The following is a 16,491-nucleotide window of genomic DNA, read 5'->3' on the forward strand; positions in this document are numbered from 1 at the left end:
CCGGCGCCCGAGGCGCCGCAGACGAGAGGCCAAGAGCCATGCGCACCGAACAATCCAAGACCATCTATCTGAAGGACTATCAGGTTCCCGATTACCTGATCGACGAGACCCACCTGACCTTCGAGCTGTTCGAGGATTACAGCCTGGTGCACGCGCAACTGGTCATGCGTCGCAACCCTGAAGCCGGTGCCGGTCTGCCGAAGCTGGTGTTAGATGGCCAGCAACTGGAGCTGCTGGAGCTCAAGCTCGACGACCGCGAACTGGGCACGGGCGATTACAGCCTGACCGACAGCCACCTGACCCTGCAGCCGACCCAGGAGCGCTTCGTGGTCGACAGCAGCGTGCGCATCCATCCGGAAAGCAATACCGCGCTGGAGGGGCTGTACAAGTCCAGCGGCATGTTCTGCACCCAGTGCGAGGCCGAGGGCTTCCGCAAGATCACTTTCTACCTCGACCGCCCGGACGTGATGAGCAAGTTCACCACCACGGTCAGCGCCGAGCAGCATGCTTATCCGGTGCTCTTGTCCAACGGCAACCCGATTGCCAGCGGCAGTGAAGAGGGCGGTCGCCACTGGGCGACCTGGGAAGACCCGTTCAAGAAGCCGGCCTATCTGTTCGCCCTGGTCGCCGGTGACCTCTGGTGCGTGGAAGACAGCTTCACCACCATGAGCAAGCGTGAAGTGGCGCTGCGCATCTACGTCGAGCCGGAGAACATCGACAAGGTGCAGCACGCCATGGACAGCCTCAAACGCTCGATGAAGTGGGACGAGAAGGTTTACGGCCGCGAGTACGACCTGGACATCTTCATGATCGTCGCGGTCAACGACTTCAACATGGGCGCCATGGAGAACAAGGGCCTCAATATCTTCAACTCCAGCTGCGTGCTGGCCAAGGCCGAGACCGCCACTGACGCCGCGCACCAGCGCGTCGAGGCGGTGGTAGCGCACGAGTACTTCCACAACTGGTCGGGCAATCGCGTGACCTGCCGCGACTGGTTCCAACTGTCGCTCAAGGAAGGCTTCACCGTGTTCCGCGACAGCGAGTTTTCCGCCGACACCCATTCGCGCACAGTCAAACGCATCGAGGACGTGGCCTACCTGCGTACCCATCAGTTCGCCGAGGACGCCGGCCCCATGGCCCACCCGGTGCGCCCGGATGCGTACATGGAAATCTCCAACTTCTATACCCTGACCATCTACGAGAAGGGCTCGGAAGTGCTGCGCATGATCCACACCCTGCTCGGGCCGGAGCTGTTCCGCAAAGGCTCGGACCTGTACTTCGAGCGCCACGACGGCCAGGCGGTGACCTGCGACGATTTCGTCAGGGCCATGGAAGATGCCAGTGGCATCGACCTGACCCAGTTCAAGCGCTGGTACACCCAGGCGGGCACGCCGCGCCTCGACGTCAGCGAAGCCTATGACGCCGCCGCGCAGACCTACAGCCTGACCTTCCGTCAGAGCTGCCCGGCCACGCCGGGGCAGAGCGAGAAACTGCCGTTCGTGATTCCGGTGGCGCTCGGCCTGCTCGATGCTCAAGGCAATGAGTTGCCGTTGCGCTTGCAAGGCGAAAGCGCCGCGCAAGATATCAGCCGCGTGCTGTCGGTCACCGAGGCCGAGCAGACCTTCACCTTTGAAGGTGTCGCCGAGAAGCCGCTGCCCTCCTTGCTGCGTGGCTTCAGTGCGCCGGTCAAGCTGCACTTCCCCTACAGCCGTGACCAACTGATGTTCCTCATGCAGCACGACAGCGACGGCTTCAATCGCTGGGAGGCCGGGCAGCAATTGTCCGTGCAGGTGCTGCAGGAGCTGATCGGCCAGCACCAGCGCGGCGAGGCTCTGAGCCTGGATCAGCGTCTGGTCGCCGCGCTGCGCACATTGCTTGAAGACGAGTCGCTGGATCAGGCCATGGTCGCGGAGATGCTCTCGCTGCCGGGCGAGGCCTACCTGACCGAGATCAGCGAGGTGGCGGATGTCGAAGCCATCCACGCCGCGCGTGAGTTTGCTCGCAAGGCGCTTGCCGACGCGCTGTTCGCCCCGCTGTGGGCGCGCTACCAAGCCAATCGTGAAGTCTCCAAGGCTACCCCTTACGTGGCCGAGGCGGCGCACTTCGCTCGCCGCAGTCTGCAGAACATCGCGTTGTCCTACCTCATGCTCAGCGAGAAACCCGAGGTACTGGCGGCCTGCGTCGATCAGTTCGACAACGCCGACAACATGACCGAGCGCCTGTCGGCCCTGGCCGTGCTGGTCAACTCGCCGTTTGAGGCAGAGCAGGGCAAGGCCCTGGCCATGTTCGCCGACTTCTTCAAGGACAACCCGCTGGTCATGGATCAGTGGTTCAGCGTGCAGGCAGGTTGCCCGCTGCCGGGCGGCCTGGAGCGTGTGCACGCATTGATGCAGCACGAAGCCTTCACCCTGAAGAACCCGAACAAGGTACGTGCACTGATCGGGGCCTTCGCCAACCAGAACCTGATCAACTTTCACCATGCGGACGGGGCGGGCTACCGCTTTCTTGCCGACCAGGTCATAACCCTAAATGCCCTCAACCCGCAGATCGCTTCGCGTCTGCTGGCTCCTCTGACCCGCTGGCGCAAGTACGGCGCGGCTCGTCAGGCGCTGATGAAGGGCGAGCTGGAGCGCATCCTCGCTTCCGGCGAGCTGTCCAGTGATGTCTATGAAGTGGTGAGTAAAAGTCTGGCCTAAGACGGTTTTTGCTCTACAAAAAAAGTGTTACCGGCCTCTGGTTGGTAACACTTTTTTGTTACCCAATGAAATATGCATACAGTCCGTTATGCCTTTGCACACTTAAGTTCGGGCTTCGTCGCTTGACAGCGAGGTGATATTCGTCGACCAACTGCGCTGCGAGGTGTGTGGTGAGTGGCATAAAGCGTCGGATCGTAGGACAAAGTGCGCCAGTTTTTCTGACGTATTGGTCAGTGGCTGATCAGTCACGCAAAGAAGTTGGCCAACAGCTCTTCCAAGCCTGTTTGCGCTGATACGCCTGTTTGAATTGGCACCATGGTTGCAGTGCTGAGCAGGATTTGACCGCGGGCGAGCGCTCGCTGGTTCTTGGCACATGTCACAGCAAATAAAAAATAGAAGCCGTCGTCAGTACGGCAATCGCGACCCGGTTACGGGATCGCCCAAAAGAATGATCTGTCCACGGAGTGAGTCTCGATGGAAATTAAGTCCCGCAAGCCCGTTCTACGTTTTGCCCCGGCCAAGGCCGGCTTTGCGTTCGCTGGTGTTCTGCCGTTGCTGGTCGCCGCCCAGGCTCAAGCGGTGGAGTTCAGCTTCGCCGATAACGAAATCACTGGTTCCATCGACACCACCGTCTCCTACGGCCAGCTGTGGCGCGTACAGGGTCAGGACAAGACCAACAACGACATCAATACCAACGATGGCAACCGCAACTTCGATACCGGCCTGGTCTCCGAAGTGTTCAAGATCACCTCCGACCTTGAAGTTTCCTACCAGAACTATGGTGCATTCGTTCGTGGTACCGCGTTCTATGACACGCAGATCATGGACAAGCGCAACGATTACTACGATGCCAATACTCCGTCTCAACCGAGCCAGAGCTACCCGCATGACAACACCTTCACCCGCGAGACGCGCCACAAGGCCGGTCGTGACGCGCAGATTCTCGATGCCTACATCTATGGCAATTGGGATGTGGGTGACATGCCGATTTCCGGTCGTTTCGGTAAGCAGGTGTTCAACTGGGGTGAGGGCCTGTTCTATCGCGGTGGCATCAACACCACCAACCCGGTCGATGCCGCCAAATTCCGCTTGCCTGGCTCCGAAGTGAAGGAAGTGCTGGTGCCTGTCGAGGCGCTGAGCTTCAACCTCGGTCTGACCGACAATCTCTCGATGGAAGCGTTCTACCAGTTCAACTGGAAAGAGTCTGCTATCGATCCGGTCGGTACCTATTTCTCCGAGACTGACTTGTTCGCTGATGGCGGCCATACCGCTTATAACCAGAGCGGCTCACTTGCCAGTGCGCTGACGCCGAACCCAGGCCTGGGTGGCTTGTCCTTGTATCAGGCTTCCGTCCTGAATCCTGCTTATGGTCTGAAAGGTAGCTCGTTTGCTACGGCAGATGCTTTCAAGGTCGCCTCTATCAAGAACGATCTTAACGCCAAGAATGATGGGCAATTTGGCGTTGCATTCCGCTATATCGCCGAAGAGCTCAACTCGACAGAGTTTGGCTTCTACTTCGTGAATTACCACGCGAAAGAGCCATCCATCTATGCTCAGCTCGATGACTCTTACGCCGGGCTAACGCCTGCACAGTTTGGTGCGCTGGTCGGTAGCGCTCCGGTACAAGGGGCGGCCGGCGGTAATGCTGCACTTGCGCAGCAAATTGCCGGTGGCTTGGTCTCGGTTGACGTAGCTAATCAGATCCAGGCAAGCCGTCAGTATGCTGAAGACATTCGAATGATGGGTCTGAGCTTCAACACCACCGTGGGCAATGCGTCGGTATTCGGCGAATTTTCCTATCGTCCCAACCTGCCAATCGGTATCGCGACTACCAACGACCTTCTGGGGCAGGTACTTCAGCAAGCACCGCAGATCGCTCTGGGACAGCAGGTTCAGGTCGGTGGTCAAACGGTAAGTTTGGGCAACCGTCGTTTGAGCAACTACGAGCGCGTAGAAGCGTTCAATACCTCCTTGGGCACCATCTATAACTTCGGCCCGACGCTCGGATTCGACTCCTTGTTTGGTGTGGCGGAGCTCGGCTCCGAACACATTCGCGGCAGTAGCCTCAAGTACACGGACTTCCAGGGTAATACGCGTTACTACTCTGGCCGTGCGAATGGGTCCTACGTCTCCGGCTATGACCGCGACGATCAGATCAACAAGAATGCCTACGGCTACACCCTGGTGCTCTCCGGTACCTGGAACGACGTCTACGCCGGCGTGAACCTGTCGCCGTTCGCCGTGTTCAAGCACGACTTCGAAGGCAACTCGCACCAGACCGGCAACTTCATCGAGGGCCGCAAGGCGTACACCGTTGGTATGCGCGCCAGCTACCTGAACAGCCTGGAAGCCGAGATCCAGTACACCGAGTTCTATGGTGCAGGCCAGAACAACGGGGCGCGTGATCGCGACAATATCGGTCTGAACGTCAAGTATTCCTTCTAATACCCATAACCAGAAAAAGAGCCGGGCGCCGCTGGGCGCTCGGCAATACTCTTCACGGAGAATTACCCATGCTGAACAAGCACAGGCTGATGGCCGTCGCCGTTGCACTGGCGTTTTCCGCCGGCTCCGCGCTGGCTGCCGTTTCCCCGCAGGAAGCTGCCAAGCTCGGCGACACTCTGACTCCTTTCGGCGCCGAGAAGGCCGGCAACGCTGCCGGCACCATTCCGGCCTGGACTGGTGGCATCACCCAGGCACCGGCTGGCTACACCCGTTCCGGCCAACACCACGTCAACCCATTCCCGGATGACAAGCCGCTGTTCACCATCACCGCGGCCAACCTGAGCCAGTACGAGGCCAATCTGACTCCGGGTCAGATCGCCATGTTCAAGGCTTATCCGGAAACCTACCAGATGCCGGTGTATCAGACTCGTCGTTCCGGCTCCGCGCCGCAGTGGGTCTATGACAACACCATCAAGAACGCCACCAGTGCCAAGCTGGTCGACGGCGGCAACGGTTTCTCCGATGCCTACGGTGGTATTCCGTTCCCGATTCCGCAGAACGGCGTAGAAGCGCTGTGGAACCACGTCGCCCGCTACCGTGGTACCTACATCGTGCGTCGCGCCTCTGAAGTGGCAGTGCAGCGTAACGGCGCCTACTCGCTGGTCACCTCCCAGCAGGAGGCGCTGTTCAAGTACTACCTGCAAAACGGCTCCTTCGCTGACCTGAACAACATCATGTTCTACTACCTGTCCTTCACCACCAGCCCGGCGCGTCTGGCCGGTGGTGCGGTGCTGGTTCACGAGACCCTGGATCAGGTCAAGGAGCCCCGTCAGGCTTGGGGCTACAACGCCGGTCAGCGTCGCGTACGTCGTGCACCGAACCTGGCTTACGACACCCCGATCGCTGCGGCTGATGGTCTGCGTACTGCCGATGACACCGACATGTTCAACGGTGCTCCGGATCGCTATGACTGGAAGCTGGTGGGCAAGAAGGAAATCTACATCCCGTACAACAACTACAAGGTCACCAGCCCTGACGTTAAGTACAAGGATCTGTTGCAGGTCGGTCACCTCAATCCGGCTCTGACCCGTAACGAGCTGCACCGTGTATGGGTGGTCGAGGGCACGCTGAAGTCTGGCGCTCGCCACATCTACTCCAAGCGCACTCTGTTCCTCGACGAGGACAGCTGGCAGGCTGCGGTAGTGGATCAGTACGACGGTCGTGGCGAGCTGTGGCGCGTTTCCATCGCCTACCTGAAGAACTACTACGACCTGCCGACCACCTGGTCTGCGCTCGATGTGTTCCATGACCTGCAGGCGCGTCGTTACCACGTGCAGAACCTGGACAACGAAGAGAGCAACACCATCGACTTCACCCAGGCCACTCCGGACGACGGCTACTTCAAGCCAGCAGCCCTGCGTCGCCGCGGTACGCGATAATAGTCGTGTAGTCTCACGCGAAGGCCGCTACAGTAGTAGCGGCCTTTTCGTATCAGCTTGATGGATAGGCTTCTATCACGCGGGTTTTGCCTTAACAAAACATAACGTCGCGCCAATTGTCAGGGCTTTCCGAAGCTCGCTAGGATGAGCGGCCTGCTAATCAGTAGTACCGCCTATAACAAGAAAGGGGGAAGGTATATGAGTGAGCCCGTCATGCGGCGCACCCAGTCCGGTCTGGCGCCCATCCTGGCGCGCAAATCGGCGCTCCGTGTCCATTCGCCGCTGGCTAAAGCGCTCTCGCTGTGCAGTGTGCTTTCCATTCTGGCTTTCGCTGCCGCACCCTTGCAGGCCGAGACCTCGGCTGCGGCTGATGCCGGCTACGCCATCGAGTCGCCCAAGGCCGTGCACAGCCTGTTGCTCGATGTGGTCAACACCGGCGAGCGCCTGGTTGCCGTTGGCGACCGTGGCCACATTCTCTATTCCAACGACCAGGGGCAAAGCTGGCAGCAGGCCAAGGTGCCGACTCGCCAGATGCTGACCTCGTTGTTCTTCGTCGATGCCCAGCATGGCTGGGTGGTTGGTCACGATGCGCAGATTCTCGCGACCACCGATGGCGGCCTGACCTGGACCAAACAGTACGAAGACCTCGAGCGCGAGGCGCCGCTGCTGGATATCTGGTTCAAGGATCTTCAGACCGGTTACGCCGTGGGTGCCTATGGCGCGCTGCTGGAAACCACCGATGGTGGCCAGAACTGGGAAGACGTCAGCGATCGTCTCGACAACGAAGATGCCTATCACCTCAATGCCATTGCCGCTGTGAAGGACTCGGGCCTGTTCATCGTCGGTGAGCTGGGCCAGATGTTCCGTTCCGCTGACTGGGGCCAGACCTGGGAGCGCATCGAGGATCTGCCATACGAGGGCTCGCTGTTCGGCGTGCTCGGCACCGACCAGCCAGCCACTCTGTTGGCCTACGGTCTGCGCGGCCACCTGTTCCGCTCCACCGACTTCGGTGATAGCTGGCAGCAGGTCAAACTCAATACGCCGAACAATGGTCCACTGGAATTCGGTCTGGCCGATGGTGCGCTACTTAAAGATGGCAGCGTCGCTGTAGTCGGGCACGGCGGCACCGTGCTGCGCAGCACGGATCACGGCCAGACGTTCAGCCTGATCAACCGTCCCGACCGCCTTTCGCTGGCCGGGGTAGCTGCACTGGATAACGGCAACCTGATCCTGGTGGGGCAGGGCGGCGTTCACCTCGCCGCCTCGACTGGCGCCAATCTGGGCCAACAATAACAAGCCGGGAGCCTTTGCATGACCAAGCATCAACAACAGCCTGCTTCCTTCCTTGAACGGCTGATTTTCAACAATCGCCCGGCGGTGATCCTGATCTGCCTGCTGATCAGCATCTTCCTGTTCTATCAGGCTGCTCAGGTACGCCCGCAGACCAGCTTCGAGAAGATGATTCCGCTGGGGCACCCCTATATTCAGAAGATGCTCGAACACCGTAATGACCTGGCCAACCTGGGTAACACGGTGCGTATCTCGGTGGAGGCCACCGACGGTGACATCTTCAGCAAGGAATATATGGAAACGCTGCGGCAGATCAATGACGAGGCGTTCTACATTCCTGGCGTCGACCGTTCCGGCCTGAAATCGCTGTGGAGTCCGAGCGTGCGCTGGACCGAAGTGACCGAAGAGGGTTTCGCTGGCGGCGAAGTGATCCCGCAGACCTATGACGGTTCTGCAGATAGCCTCGAGGATCTGCGCAGCAACATCCTCAAGTCGGGTCAGATCGGTCGCCTGGTAGCGAACAACTTCAAGTCCAGCATCGTCGATATTCCGCTACTCGAGTCCTATCCGGACCCGAATGATCAGAGCAAGCTGATCAAGCTGGACTACCAGAAGTTCTCTCACGAGCTGGAAGACAAGATTCGCCAGAAGTACGAGGCGCAGAACCCCAACGTCAAGGTGCATATCATCGGCTTCGCCAAGAAGGTCGGTGATCTCATTGATGGCCTGATCGGTGTGGCGCTGTTCTTTGCCGTGGCCATCGGCATCACCTTCGTGCTGCTGCTGTGGTTCACTCACTGCGTCAAGAGCACCTTGGCGGTGCTAATCACCACGCTGGTTGCGGTGATTTGGCAGCTGGGCTTGCTGCACACCCTGGGTTTCGGTCTCGATCCCTATTCGATGCTTGTGCCATTTTTGGTATTTGCCATCGGTATTTCCCATGGCGTGCAGAAGATCAACGGCATCGCCATGGCATCGGGGGAGGCGACCGACGCGCTTTCTGCCGCGCGCATGGCGTTCCGCCAACTGTTCATCCCGGGGCTGGTGGCGCTGCTGTCCGACGCAGTTGGCTTCGTTACCCTGCTGCTGATCGATATCGGCGTTATCCGCGAGCTGGCCATCGGCGCATCGATGGGCGTGGCGGTGATCATTCTCACCAACCTAATCCTGCTGCCGGTCGTGATTTCCTATATCGGTATCGGCAACCGTGCGGTGAAGAAGAGCCGCGAGGAGGCCGCCAAGGATCATCCGGTCTGGCGCGCCATTTCCAACTGCGCTCATCCGATGGTGGCACCGATCTCCGTTGTCGTTGCTGTGGTGGCGCTGGCCGGTGGTGTCTGGTACGGGCAGAACCTGAAGATCGGTGACCTCGATCAGGGCGCGCCAGAACTGCATCCGGACTCGCGCTACAACCTGGACAACGACTTCGTCATCCGCAACTACTCGACCAGTTCCGACGTACTGGTAGTCATGATCAAGACCGGCCCCGAAGGCTGCTCTACCTATGACAGCCTGGCCGCCATGGACGAGCTGATGTGGAAGATGGAGAACACCGAAGGCGTGCAGTCGGCCATCTCCATGGTCACCGTGTCCAAACAGGTGATCAAGGGCATGAACGAGGGCAACCTGAAATGGGAAACCCTGTCGCGCAACCAGGACGTGCTGAACAACTCCATTGCCCGTGCCGAAGGCTTGTACAACGCCGACTGCTCGGTGGCGCCGGTGCTGGTGTTCCTCGAGGACCACAAGGCCGAGACCCTGTCGCGCGCCGTGGCTGCGGCTGAAGAGTTCTCTGCACAGCACAGCACTGACGATCTCCAGGTGGTACTGGCTGCCGGTAACGCCGGTATTGAAGCCGCAACCAACGAGGTGATCGCCGCGTCCGAGACCACCATGCTGATCGCCGTCTACGCGGCGGTGAGCATCATGTGTCTGCTGACCTTCCGTTCGCTGGCTGCGACCCTGTGTGTGATCCTGCCGCTGGTATTGACCTCGGTGCTGGGTAACGCGCTGATGGCCTTCATGGGCATCGGTGTGAAGGTCGCCACGCTGCCGGTGATCGCGTTGGGTGTGGGGATCGGTGTCGACTACGGCATCTATATCTACAGCCGTCTGGAGACCTACCTGCGTCAGGGCATGCCGCTGCAGGAGGCCTACTACGAGACGCTGAAATCTACCGGTAAGGCGGTACTGTTCACCGGCGTGTGCCTGGCGATCGGTGTGGCGACCTGGATCTTCTCGGCGATCAAGTTCCAGGCCGACATGGGCTTGATGCTGACCTTCATGTTCCTGTGGAACATGATCGGGGCGATCTGGCTGCTGCCGGCACTGGCTCGTTTCCTGATCAACACCGAGAAGATGCGCGCCAAGGCTTGATGTCTATCGCGTAGAACGAAAACCGCGGCCCTTGAGCCGCGGTTTTTTTATGCTTGGCCGGCACATGAGGCGGGAAATCGACAGCTGGATGGCTGCCAGCTCGCAGGAGCCCCGCCTCGGCTACTGGCCACGGCAAAGCGAAGTCTCAGTCGGTATCAGTGCCATGGTCGATTGGGCGGCGTGTGAAGTAGGGTGGGGCCGGGTGGCGATCCGCTTTAGCCCACCAAGGTCAGCCGCTTTTGGTGGGCTTTAGCCCACCCTACCACTTGCACGTCCTGTAAGCCCATCGCGCGCTTAGCGCGGATACAGCGGTGGTAGCGCGCTGCTGTCTTGCGGCGTAGCAGTCGGCTCCTGCACATCGGGCAGGTTGCGAATCGCTTTCCACAACTCTTCGCCTTGCCATTGCTGGCCGGTTTCGCTGTATAGCGCGCCGTTGAGACCATCTAGCGCATCCGACAGCGGCACATAGCGCGCGGCCATATCCGCGAGTGTCTCCGGCTGTTGCCGCGCCCAGGCGTCGAGTGCATGCCGCGTGGCCTGGGCATCGCCGGTCTGGCAGGCCCGCTTGATGTCGTCGAGCAGTGTGCGTGGGCTGGGGCCTGCTTGTGCCGCGCGTTGGATCGCCGGTTGCCGGCGGGCATGCCACCACAAGCCGAAGCCGAGCAGCGTGGTTACGCTCAAGAGCGCGCAGGCCAATTGCCAGGGCCACAGCTCCGGCCCCTCAATCACCTGGGTCGTCACCATCGGTGTATTGGGTTGCTCATCGCTCTGCAGTTGCGGGTTTGCCGCGACCTGCAGTGTGCGGGCGGAGAGGGTGGTGCGCTCCAGTGTGTCGGTCTGGGTGTTCCACCACAGCACTTCCAGGGGCGGCAGCTCGAAACTGCCGCTGCGATTGGGCACCAGCGCCTCGCGTTCCTCGCGGGTGCCGATGATGCCGGTTTCACTCTTCTGGTCGCTCATCTGCGGCTGATCCGGGTAGCGACGCAGGCCGTCGACCTGGGTCGCCGGCAATGGCGGCAACTGGGCACTGGAAAGTCCGTCGACCTTGAGAATCAGGCGGCGGGTCAGGGAGTCGCCGACCTGGCTCTGCTCCGGTTGCGGGTTCCAGGTTTCCGCCAGGCCCAGCGCACGCGCCGGCAGCCAGGGCGCATCGGCCGGGTAGTCAGCCGGCTTGGGTTTGACCTGCAACGGAATATCGGGGGACTTGACCCGTGAGACCTTGCCGGTGCGTGGCCCGAATGGCAGGAAGTCGGTACTGCGCGAGCGGTCGACCAGGGTTGCGCTGAAGGTCTGCCCGGGAATCACCAGCTCGCCGCTGCGTTGCGGATAGATGGCGTACTGCAGCTCGATCACGCCGTGCAGCACGCCGCCGATGCTCTTTTCGTAAGTGCGCGGTTCGCCCAGTTGTTCGACGCGGGCATCGGGTAGCCGCAGCGGCGTCAGGCTGCTGTCGTCGTACATGGACACCGAGTGGTAGATGCGCAGGGTCAGCACCGCCTGAGCCTGGACGTAGACGTTGTCCTGATCGAGGCTGGCATCGATGAATACCGGTGCCAGTTGTTCGCCATCGCCAGCGCTGACGGCTGCCTCGACATTCAGCGTGATTGGCAGGGTTTCGGCGTCTTCCAGGCGGATTGCCGGGATTGTCACCTCGCCGTTGCGGCGCGGCTGCAGGGTGAGGATCCAGCGAGTGCTGGCGCGCGGTGCATCGCCGATGCTGCTCAGACGGTTAACCTGACGGCTGCCAAGTACCTCGAAGTCTTTCTCCAGCGGGCTCAGGTCGGGCCGACCGAAGCGGGTCGGGTCAGTCGACTCCAGCGTCAGTACCACGGTTTCGCCTTCGCTCAGGCGAGTGCGGTCGACGCTGGCGAAAAAGGCTTCGGCATGGGCCTGCCCCGCGAGCACTAGAAGAAGCAGGAAGACCAGACGCTTCATCGGTTCGAGTCCTGACGCTGTTGCTGTTCATACCAGAATTTGCGCCGCAGCAGCTCCGCCGGGTCGTCCGGGATCTGCCGCAGCCATTGTTCCAGCGCTTGCCGACGTTCTGCCGCGGTGCCCAGGTCGGCTTCCGTGCGCGGTTGCTCGACGGGCTCGGCGTCATCCGGGGTTTCACTGCCGGAGGTGGGTCGCACCTCATCTTCACCGGCGCCGTTGGCGCTGCCCTGTGTTTCGCTGCGCGCACTGTTATCGCCGGAGCTGCTTGGCTGGGCGGGTTGCGCGGTATTGTTCTCGGCAGGTTGGCCGGTCGAAGACTCATTGGCCTCCGGTTGCTCGTTGGCAGGTTCCTGCTGCTGGCCCGAGTCGCTATTGCCTGACTGCTGCTGATTCTCGCGTTGGCGCAGCGCTTCTTCCACCAGGGCCTTGTTGTGCTGCGCGGCAGCCAGCTCCGGTTGGCGTTCCAGGGCCTGCTCATAGGCATCCAGCGCCGCTTCCAGTTCACCGGCCTTGGCCAGGGCATTACCGCGATTGTAGTGATCGATGGCGCTGTCGCCCTTGGCGAAACGCTCTGCGGCGGCAGAGTAATCCTCGGCCTCATAGAGAGCCTTGCCTTGCCACTGCGGATCGACGAAGCGCTGGGCGGCCTCGTCAGGGCGTTGTGCTTCCAGCAGGCGCTGGCCCTGCTGATCGGGGCGCAGCCAGAGGTCATCGAATTCGAAGGCCTGACTGCTTTGTGGTGGCAGCATCAGCAGCAGTGGCAGGCAGAACAGCCAGCCGCGGCGCCCGGCGCAGGCGGCCAGCAATAGCAGTGGCAGCAGCAGCCAGTAGCCCTGGTCGATATGGCTGTCGAGCAAGGTCGGCTCACCTGCCGCGCGCATGGCCTGCGGGCCATCGAGCAGGCCCAGGCGGCGCAGGTCGTCGTCGTCCAGGCGGATCGGCGCATAGCGGCCGCCATGGGCCTCGGCGGTTTCCTGCAGGCCGCGCGCATCCAGGCGTGGGATCAGGATGGCGCCGCGCGAGTCCTTGAGGAAGCTACCGTCCTCTTGCACCACTGGCGCGCCTTCGCGACTGCCCACGCCGAGCACCAGCAGCGGTACCGAGCGTTTCTCCAGTGCCTGCTGGATGCCGCTGCGCTCCTCTTCATCGAGGGCGCTGGTGATCAGTAGCAGTCGGCCCTGGCCCAGTTGCGCCTGGTCGAGCAGTTGCAGCGCGCGCGCGACGGCCAGGTCGGCGCGTCGGCCCGGCTCCGGCATCAGCGACGGTTTAAGCGCTTCCAGCAGGTTGCGGCTGGTGGCCAGATCATCGGACAGTGGCACCAGACTGTGTGCGCTGCCGGCGTAAACGATGATCGCCGTCTGCGCGTCGCGACGGGCTTCGAGCAGGTCGAGTAACTTGCGCCGAGCCTGTTCCAGACGGTTGGGGCGGCCGTCGGTTGCGAGCATCTGCGGCGTCAGTTCGAGCAGGATCAACAGTGGGTCGGCAGGCTTCTGGTTGCTCTGCTCGACGCGCTGCCAACTGGGGCCGAGTAACGCCAGGACGGCGAGCAGCCAGGCCAGGCCGAGTGCCAGCCAGGGCAGCTTGCTGGAGCGGCCGCTGCCGCCCTTGAGCAGCGCCTGATGGAATACAGGGGGCAGCAACAGTTGCCAGCGCCCGCTCTGGCGCTCGCGATGCCACAGGCGCCAGAGTAACCAGGCCAGCAAGGGCGCGGCCAGCAGCCACAATGGGCGCAGCCATTCCGGCCAGAGCATGCTCATGTACGCCTCCTTAGCCGCTGTAGCAGGTCAGGCCAGAGCACCTGGCTAACCAGCAGCAACGAGCCCAGCAGCGCCAGCGTCAGTGGCCAGGCATAGAGTGCCTGGGCCGGGCGGGCGAGGGTGGGTTGCTGGGCGACGGGCTCGAGGCGGTCGAGGGTCTGTTCGATCTGGGTCAGCTCGGCCTGATTGCGTGCGCGGAAATACTCACCGCCTGTGACGTCAGTGATCGCGCGCAGACTGGTTTCGTCCAGGTCCAACGCGCTGAAGCCGAAGCTGCCGAATGCACCGCTTTGCTGTGGGTCGGCGCCGATGCCGATGGCATAGATCCGCACACCTTCATCGGCGGCCAGTTGCGCAGCCACCATCGGATCGATTTCGCCGCCGTTGTTGGCTCCGTCGGTGATCAGCACCAGCACGCGACTTTGCGCCGGGCGCTGGCGCAGACGTTTGACCGCCAGGCCGATGGCATCGCCGATGGCGGTGTTCTTGCCGGCGATGCCGATCAGCGCCTCGTCCAGCCAGGTGCGTACGGTGTGGCGGTCGAAGGTCAACGGCGCCTGCAGATAGGCCTGGCTGCCGAACAGGATCAGGCCAACGCGATCGCCACGGCGGCCTTCGATGAAATCGCCGAGCAGGCGCTTGACCAGCTCCAGGCGGCTGATTGGCTCGTCATCCCACTGCATATCGGCGTAATCCATGGAGCCGGAGACGTCCACCGCCAGCAGCAAATCGCGGCCGCTGGCGGGCAGCGGCAGCGGTTCGCCGACCCACTGTGGCCGGGCGGCAGCGCACAATAACAGGCACCAGAGCAGCACCAGTGGCGCTTGCTGGCGCCAGCTGGGCAGGGCAGCACGGGCGCGACGCCCGCTCAGGGCCTGCAATTCGTCGAGAAAGCCGACGCGCAGCGCCGCATCACCGCTGTCGGCCGGCGGCAGCAGCACGCGCAGTAGCCAGGGCAGCGGCGCAAGCAGAAAGACCCAGGGCCAGGCGAACTCAAACATGCTTGCGAATCCAGGTGGCGATGGCCTGATCGAGCTCCACGATGGCCTTGTCGCTCAGCGTGCACTGCGGTCTGTAGCTGCCGTCGACGAGTATCATCCAGCGGGTCAGACCCGCCGCCGGACAGCGGTTATCGAGAAACGCCAGCCAGGCGCGGCTGCTCAGGGTGTGACTGGCACTCTCGGGATAGCGTTCGCGGCACAGGCGCTTGAGCAGGGCGTTGAGCTGCTGCAGCCAGGGGCCGGCCGGGGCGCCGTCGAAGGGCTTGCTCAGACGCGACAGTTCGTCGAGCGCAGCCTGGCGCAGTGGGTCGAGTGTTTGCTGTGTCGCCACCTTTGGCGGACGGCGTCGCCAATTGCGCAGCAAGCGCCACAGGCCCCAAGCCAGCAGTGGCAAGAGCACAGCCAGCAACCACCAGCCGGGTGCTGGTGGCCACCAGGGCACGGGCGCTGGATCGATCAGCGGCTGCAACTGGTCGATGGGATTCATAGGGATTTTCTCGCGTGCAGGCTGCTGAGCTGCTCCTGCAATTGCTCGACCAGTTCGAACTGCGTGCTCAGCGGCAGCAACGGCACGCCCAGCTTCTGTGCCAGGCGCTGCCAGCGTGCCTCACGGGCCTGGGCCTGGGTGCGATAAGCCTGGCGCAGGTCGCCGTTGTGGCTGTCGAGCTCCAGCTGCGCACCGTTCTGGGTGAAACGCAGCAGGCCGGCGGCCGGCAGGGCGTGGTCGAGCGGATCGGACAGCGGCAGCAGCAACAGATCCGTGTGGCGTGCGAGCAAGGTGAGTTGCTGTTCGGCGTTGTCGCTGAGGGCACGCTCATCGCAGAGCACGATCACCAGGCTGCCCGGGCGCAGCACCTCGCGGGCGCGACGCAGGGCCAGGCCAAAATTGTCGCGGCTCGTGTTGGCCTGGCTTTCCGGGCCGAGCGCCTGGTTGGCGCGGGCCAGCAGGTTGAGCAGTTGCAGCAGGCTCTGCTTGCTGCGCCGTGGCTTGACCTCGTGATGCTCGTTGTCGGCGAACACCAGGCCGCCGATGCGATCGTTGTGACCCAGCGCGGCCCAGCCGATCAGCGCAGCGGCGCGAGCGGCCAGCACCGACTTGAAGCATTGGCCGGAGCCGAAGAACAGGCGCTGGCTCTGCTCGCTGATGATGAAGATGGGACGCTCGCGCTCTTCGTGGAACAGCTTGGTGTGCGGCTCCTGGGTGCGCGCGGTGACGCGCCAGTCGATGGTGCGCACGTCGTCGCCCGGCTGGTAGACGCGTACCTGGTCGAAGTCCACGCCACGGCCGCGCAGCTTGGAGTGATGCAGACCGATCAGCGGGCTGCGCCGGGCCGGGGTGGAGAACAGCGGCACCTCATGCACCTTGTGGCGCATGTCGATCAGCTCGCCGAGGGTGATATGGATGCCGGGTGCCGGGGTTGGGCTGGACATATCGATCTCACGCCATCCTGCCGTGTTCCCTCGCCCATTTATGGGAGAGGGCTGGGGAGAAGGTGGAGCGTTTCGCTGCCCTCTCCCCCGACCCCTCTCCCGCAAGTGGGAGAGGGGAGAC

At 62.2% G+C, this 16,491-nt stretch carries 10 protein-coding genes; 5 read left to right on the forward strand and 5 right to left on the reverse strand.

Going from position 1 to position 16,491, the window contains the following annotated elements:
- Positions 1-38: 38 nt before the first annotated feature.
- From pepN to RTH74_RS20485, 5 genes are all read left to right on the forward strand, one after another.
- The gene (gene pepN / locus RTH74_RS20465) at positions 39-2,696 is read left to right on the forward strand and encodes an aminopeptidase N (RefSeq protein ID WP_316915863.1); all 2,658 of its coding nucleotides are present in this window, start codon (positions 39-41) and stop codon (positions 2,694-2,696) included.
- Between the two features lie 474 nt (positions 2,697-3,170).
- Positions 3,171-5,141 (forward strand): DUF1302 domain-containing protein, encoded by a 1,971-nt coding sequence (locus RTH74_RS20470; protein WP_316915864.1) that lies wholly within the window; start codon positions 3,171-3,173, stop codon positions 5,139-5,141.
- Positions 5,142-5,209: 68 nt separating this feature from the next.
- Entirely contained in the window at positions 5,210-6,580 is a 1,371-nt protein-coding gene (locus RTH74_RS20475) for a DUF1329 domain-containing protein (protein ID WP_316915865.1), read from the forward strand.
- A 198-nt stretch (positions 6,581-6,778) separates the two neighbouring features.
- On the forward strand, positions 6,779-7,873 hold the full coding sequence (locus tag RTH74_RS20480) for a WD40/YVTN/BNR-like repeat-containing protein (protein WP_420713171.1): 1,095 nt from the start codon (positions 6,779-6,781) through the stop codon (positions 7,871-7,873).
- Between the two features lie 18 nt (positions 7,874-7,891).
- Positions 7,892-10,246: an RND family transporter gene (locus tag RTH74_RS20485; protein ID WP_316915866.1), complete on the forward strand. Its 2,355-nt coding sequence runs from the start codon at positions 7,892-7,894 to the stop codon at positions 10,244-10,246.
- Between the two features lie 294 nt (positions 10,247-10,540).
- On the opposite strand, the gene RTH74_RS20490 is transcribed toward RTH74_RS20485, so the two are convergent.
- The 5 genes from RTH74_RS20490 to RTH74_RS20510 are packed head-to-tail and all read right to left on the reverse strand — an operon-like array spanning position 10,541 to position 16,370.
- Positions 10,541-12,181, reverse strand: a complete 1,641-nt coding sequence (locus RTH74_RS20490) for a BatD family protein (protein WP_316915867.1) — start codon at positions 12,179-12,181, stop codon at positions 10,541-10,543.
- Positions 12,178-13,938 (reverse strand): VWA domain-containing protein, encoded by a 1,761-nt coding sequence (locus RTH74_RS20495; RefSeq protein ID WP_316915868.1) that lies wholly within the window; start codon positions 13,936-13,938, stop codon positions 12,178-12,180. Before RTH74_RS20495 ends, RTH74_RS20490 begins: the two co-directional genes overlap by 4 nt.
- Complete coding sequence (locus RTH74_RS20500; RefSeq protein ID WP_316915869.1) at positions 13,935-14,939, reverse strand: VWA domain-containing protein; 1,005 nt, start codon at positions 14,937-14,939, stop codon at positions 13,935-13,937. The genes RTH74_RS20495 and RTH74_RS20500 overlap by 4 nt, the downstream gene beginning before the upstream one ends.
- Positions 14,932-15,426, reverse strand: a complete 495-nt coding sequence (locus RTH74_RS20505) for a DUF4381 domain-containing protein (RefSeq protein WP_316915870.1) — start codon at positions 15,424-15,426, stop codon at positions 14,932-14,934. The genes RTH74_RS20500 and RTH74_RS20505 overlap by 8 nt, the downstream gene beginning before the upstream one ends.
- Entirely contained in the window at positions 15,423-16,370 is a 948-nt protein-coding gene (locus RTH74_RS20510) for a DUF58 domain-containing protein (RefSeq protein ID WP_106735519.1), read from the reverse strand. Before RTH74_RS20510 ends, RTH74_RS20505 begins: the two co-directional genes overlap by 4 nt.
- Positions 16,371-16,491: the final 121 nt, after the last annotated feature.

It is taken from the genome of Pseudomonas sp. zfem001 (assembly GCF_032621725.1).
Lineage (GTDB): Bacteria > Pseudomonadota > Gammaproteobacteria > Pseudomonadales > Pseudomonadaceae > Aquipseudomonas > Aquipseudomonas sediminis.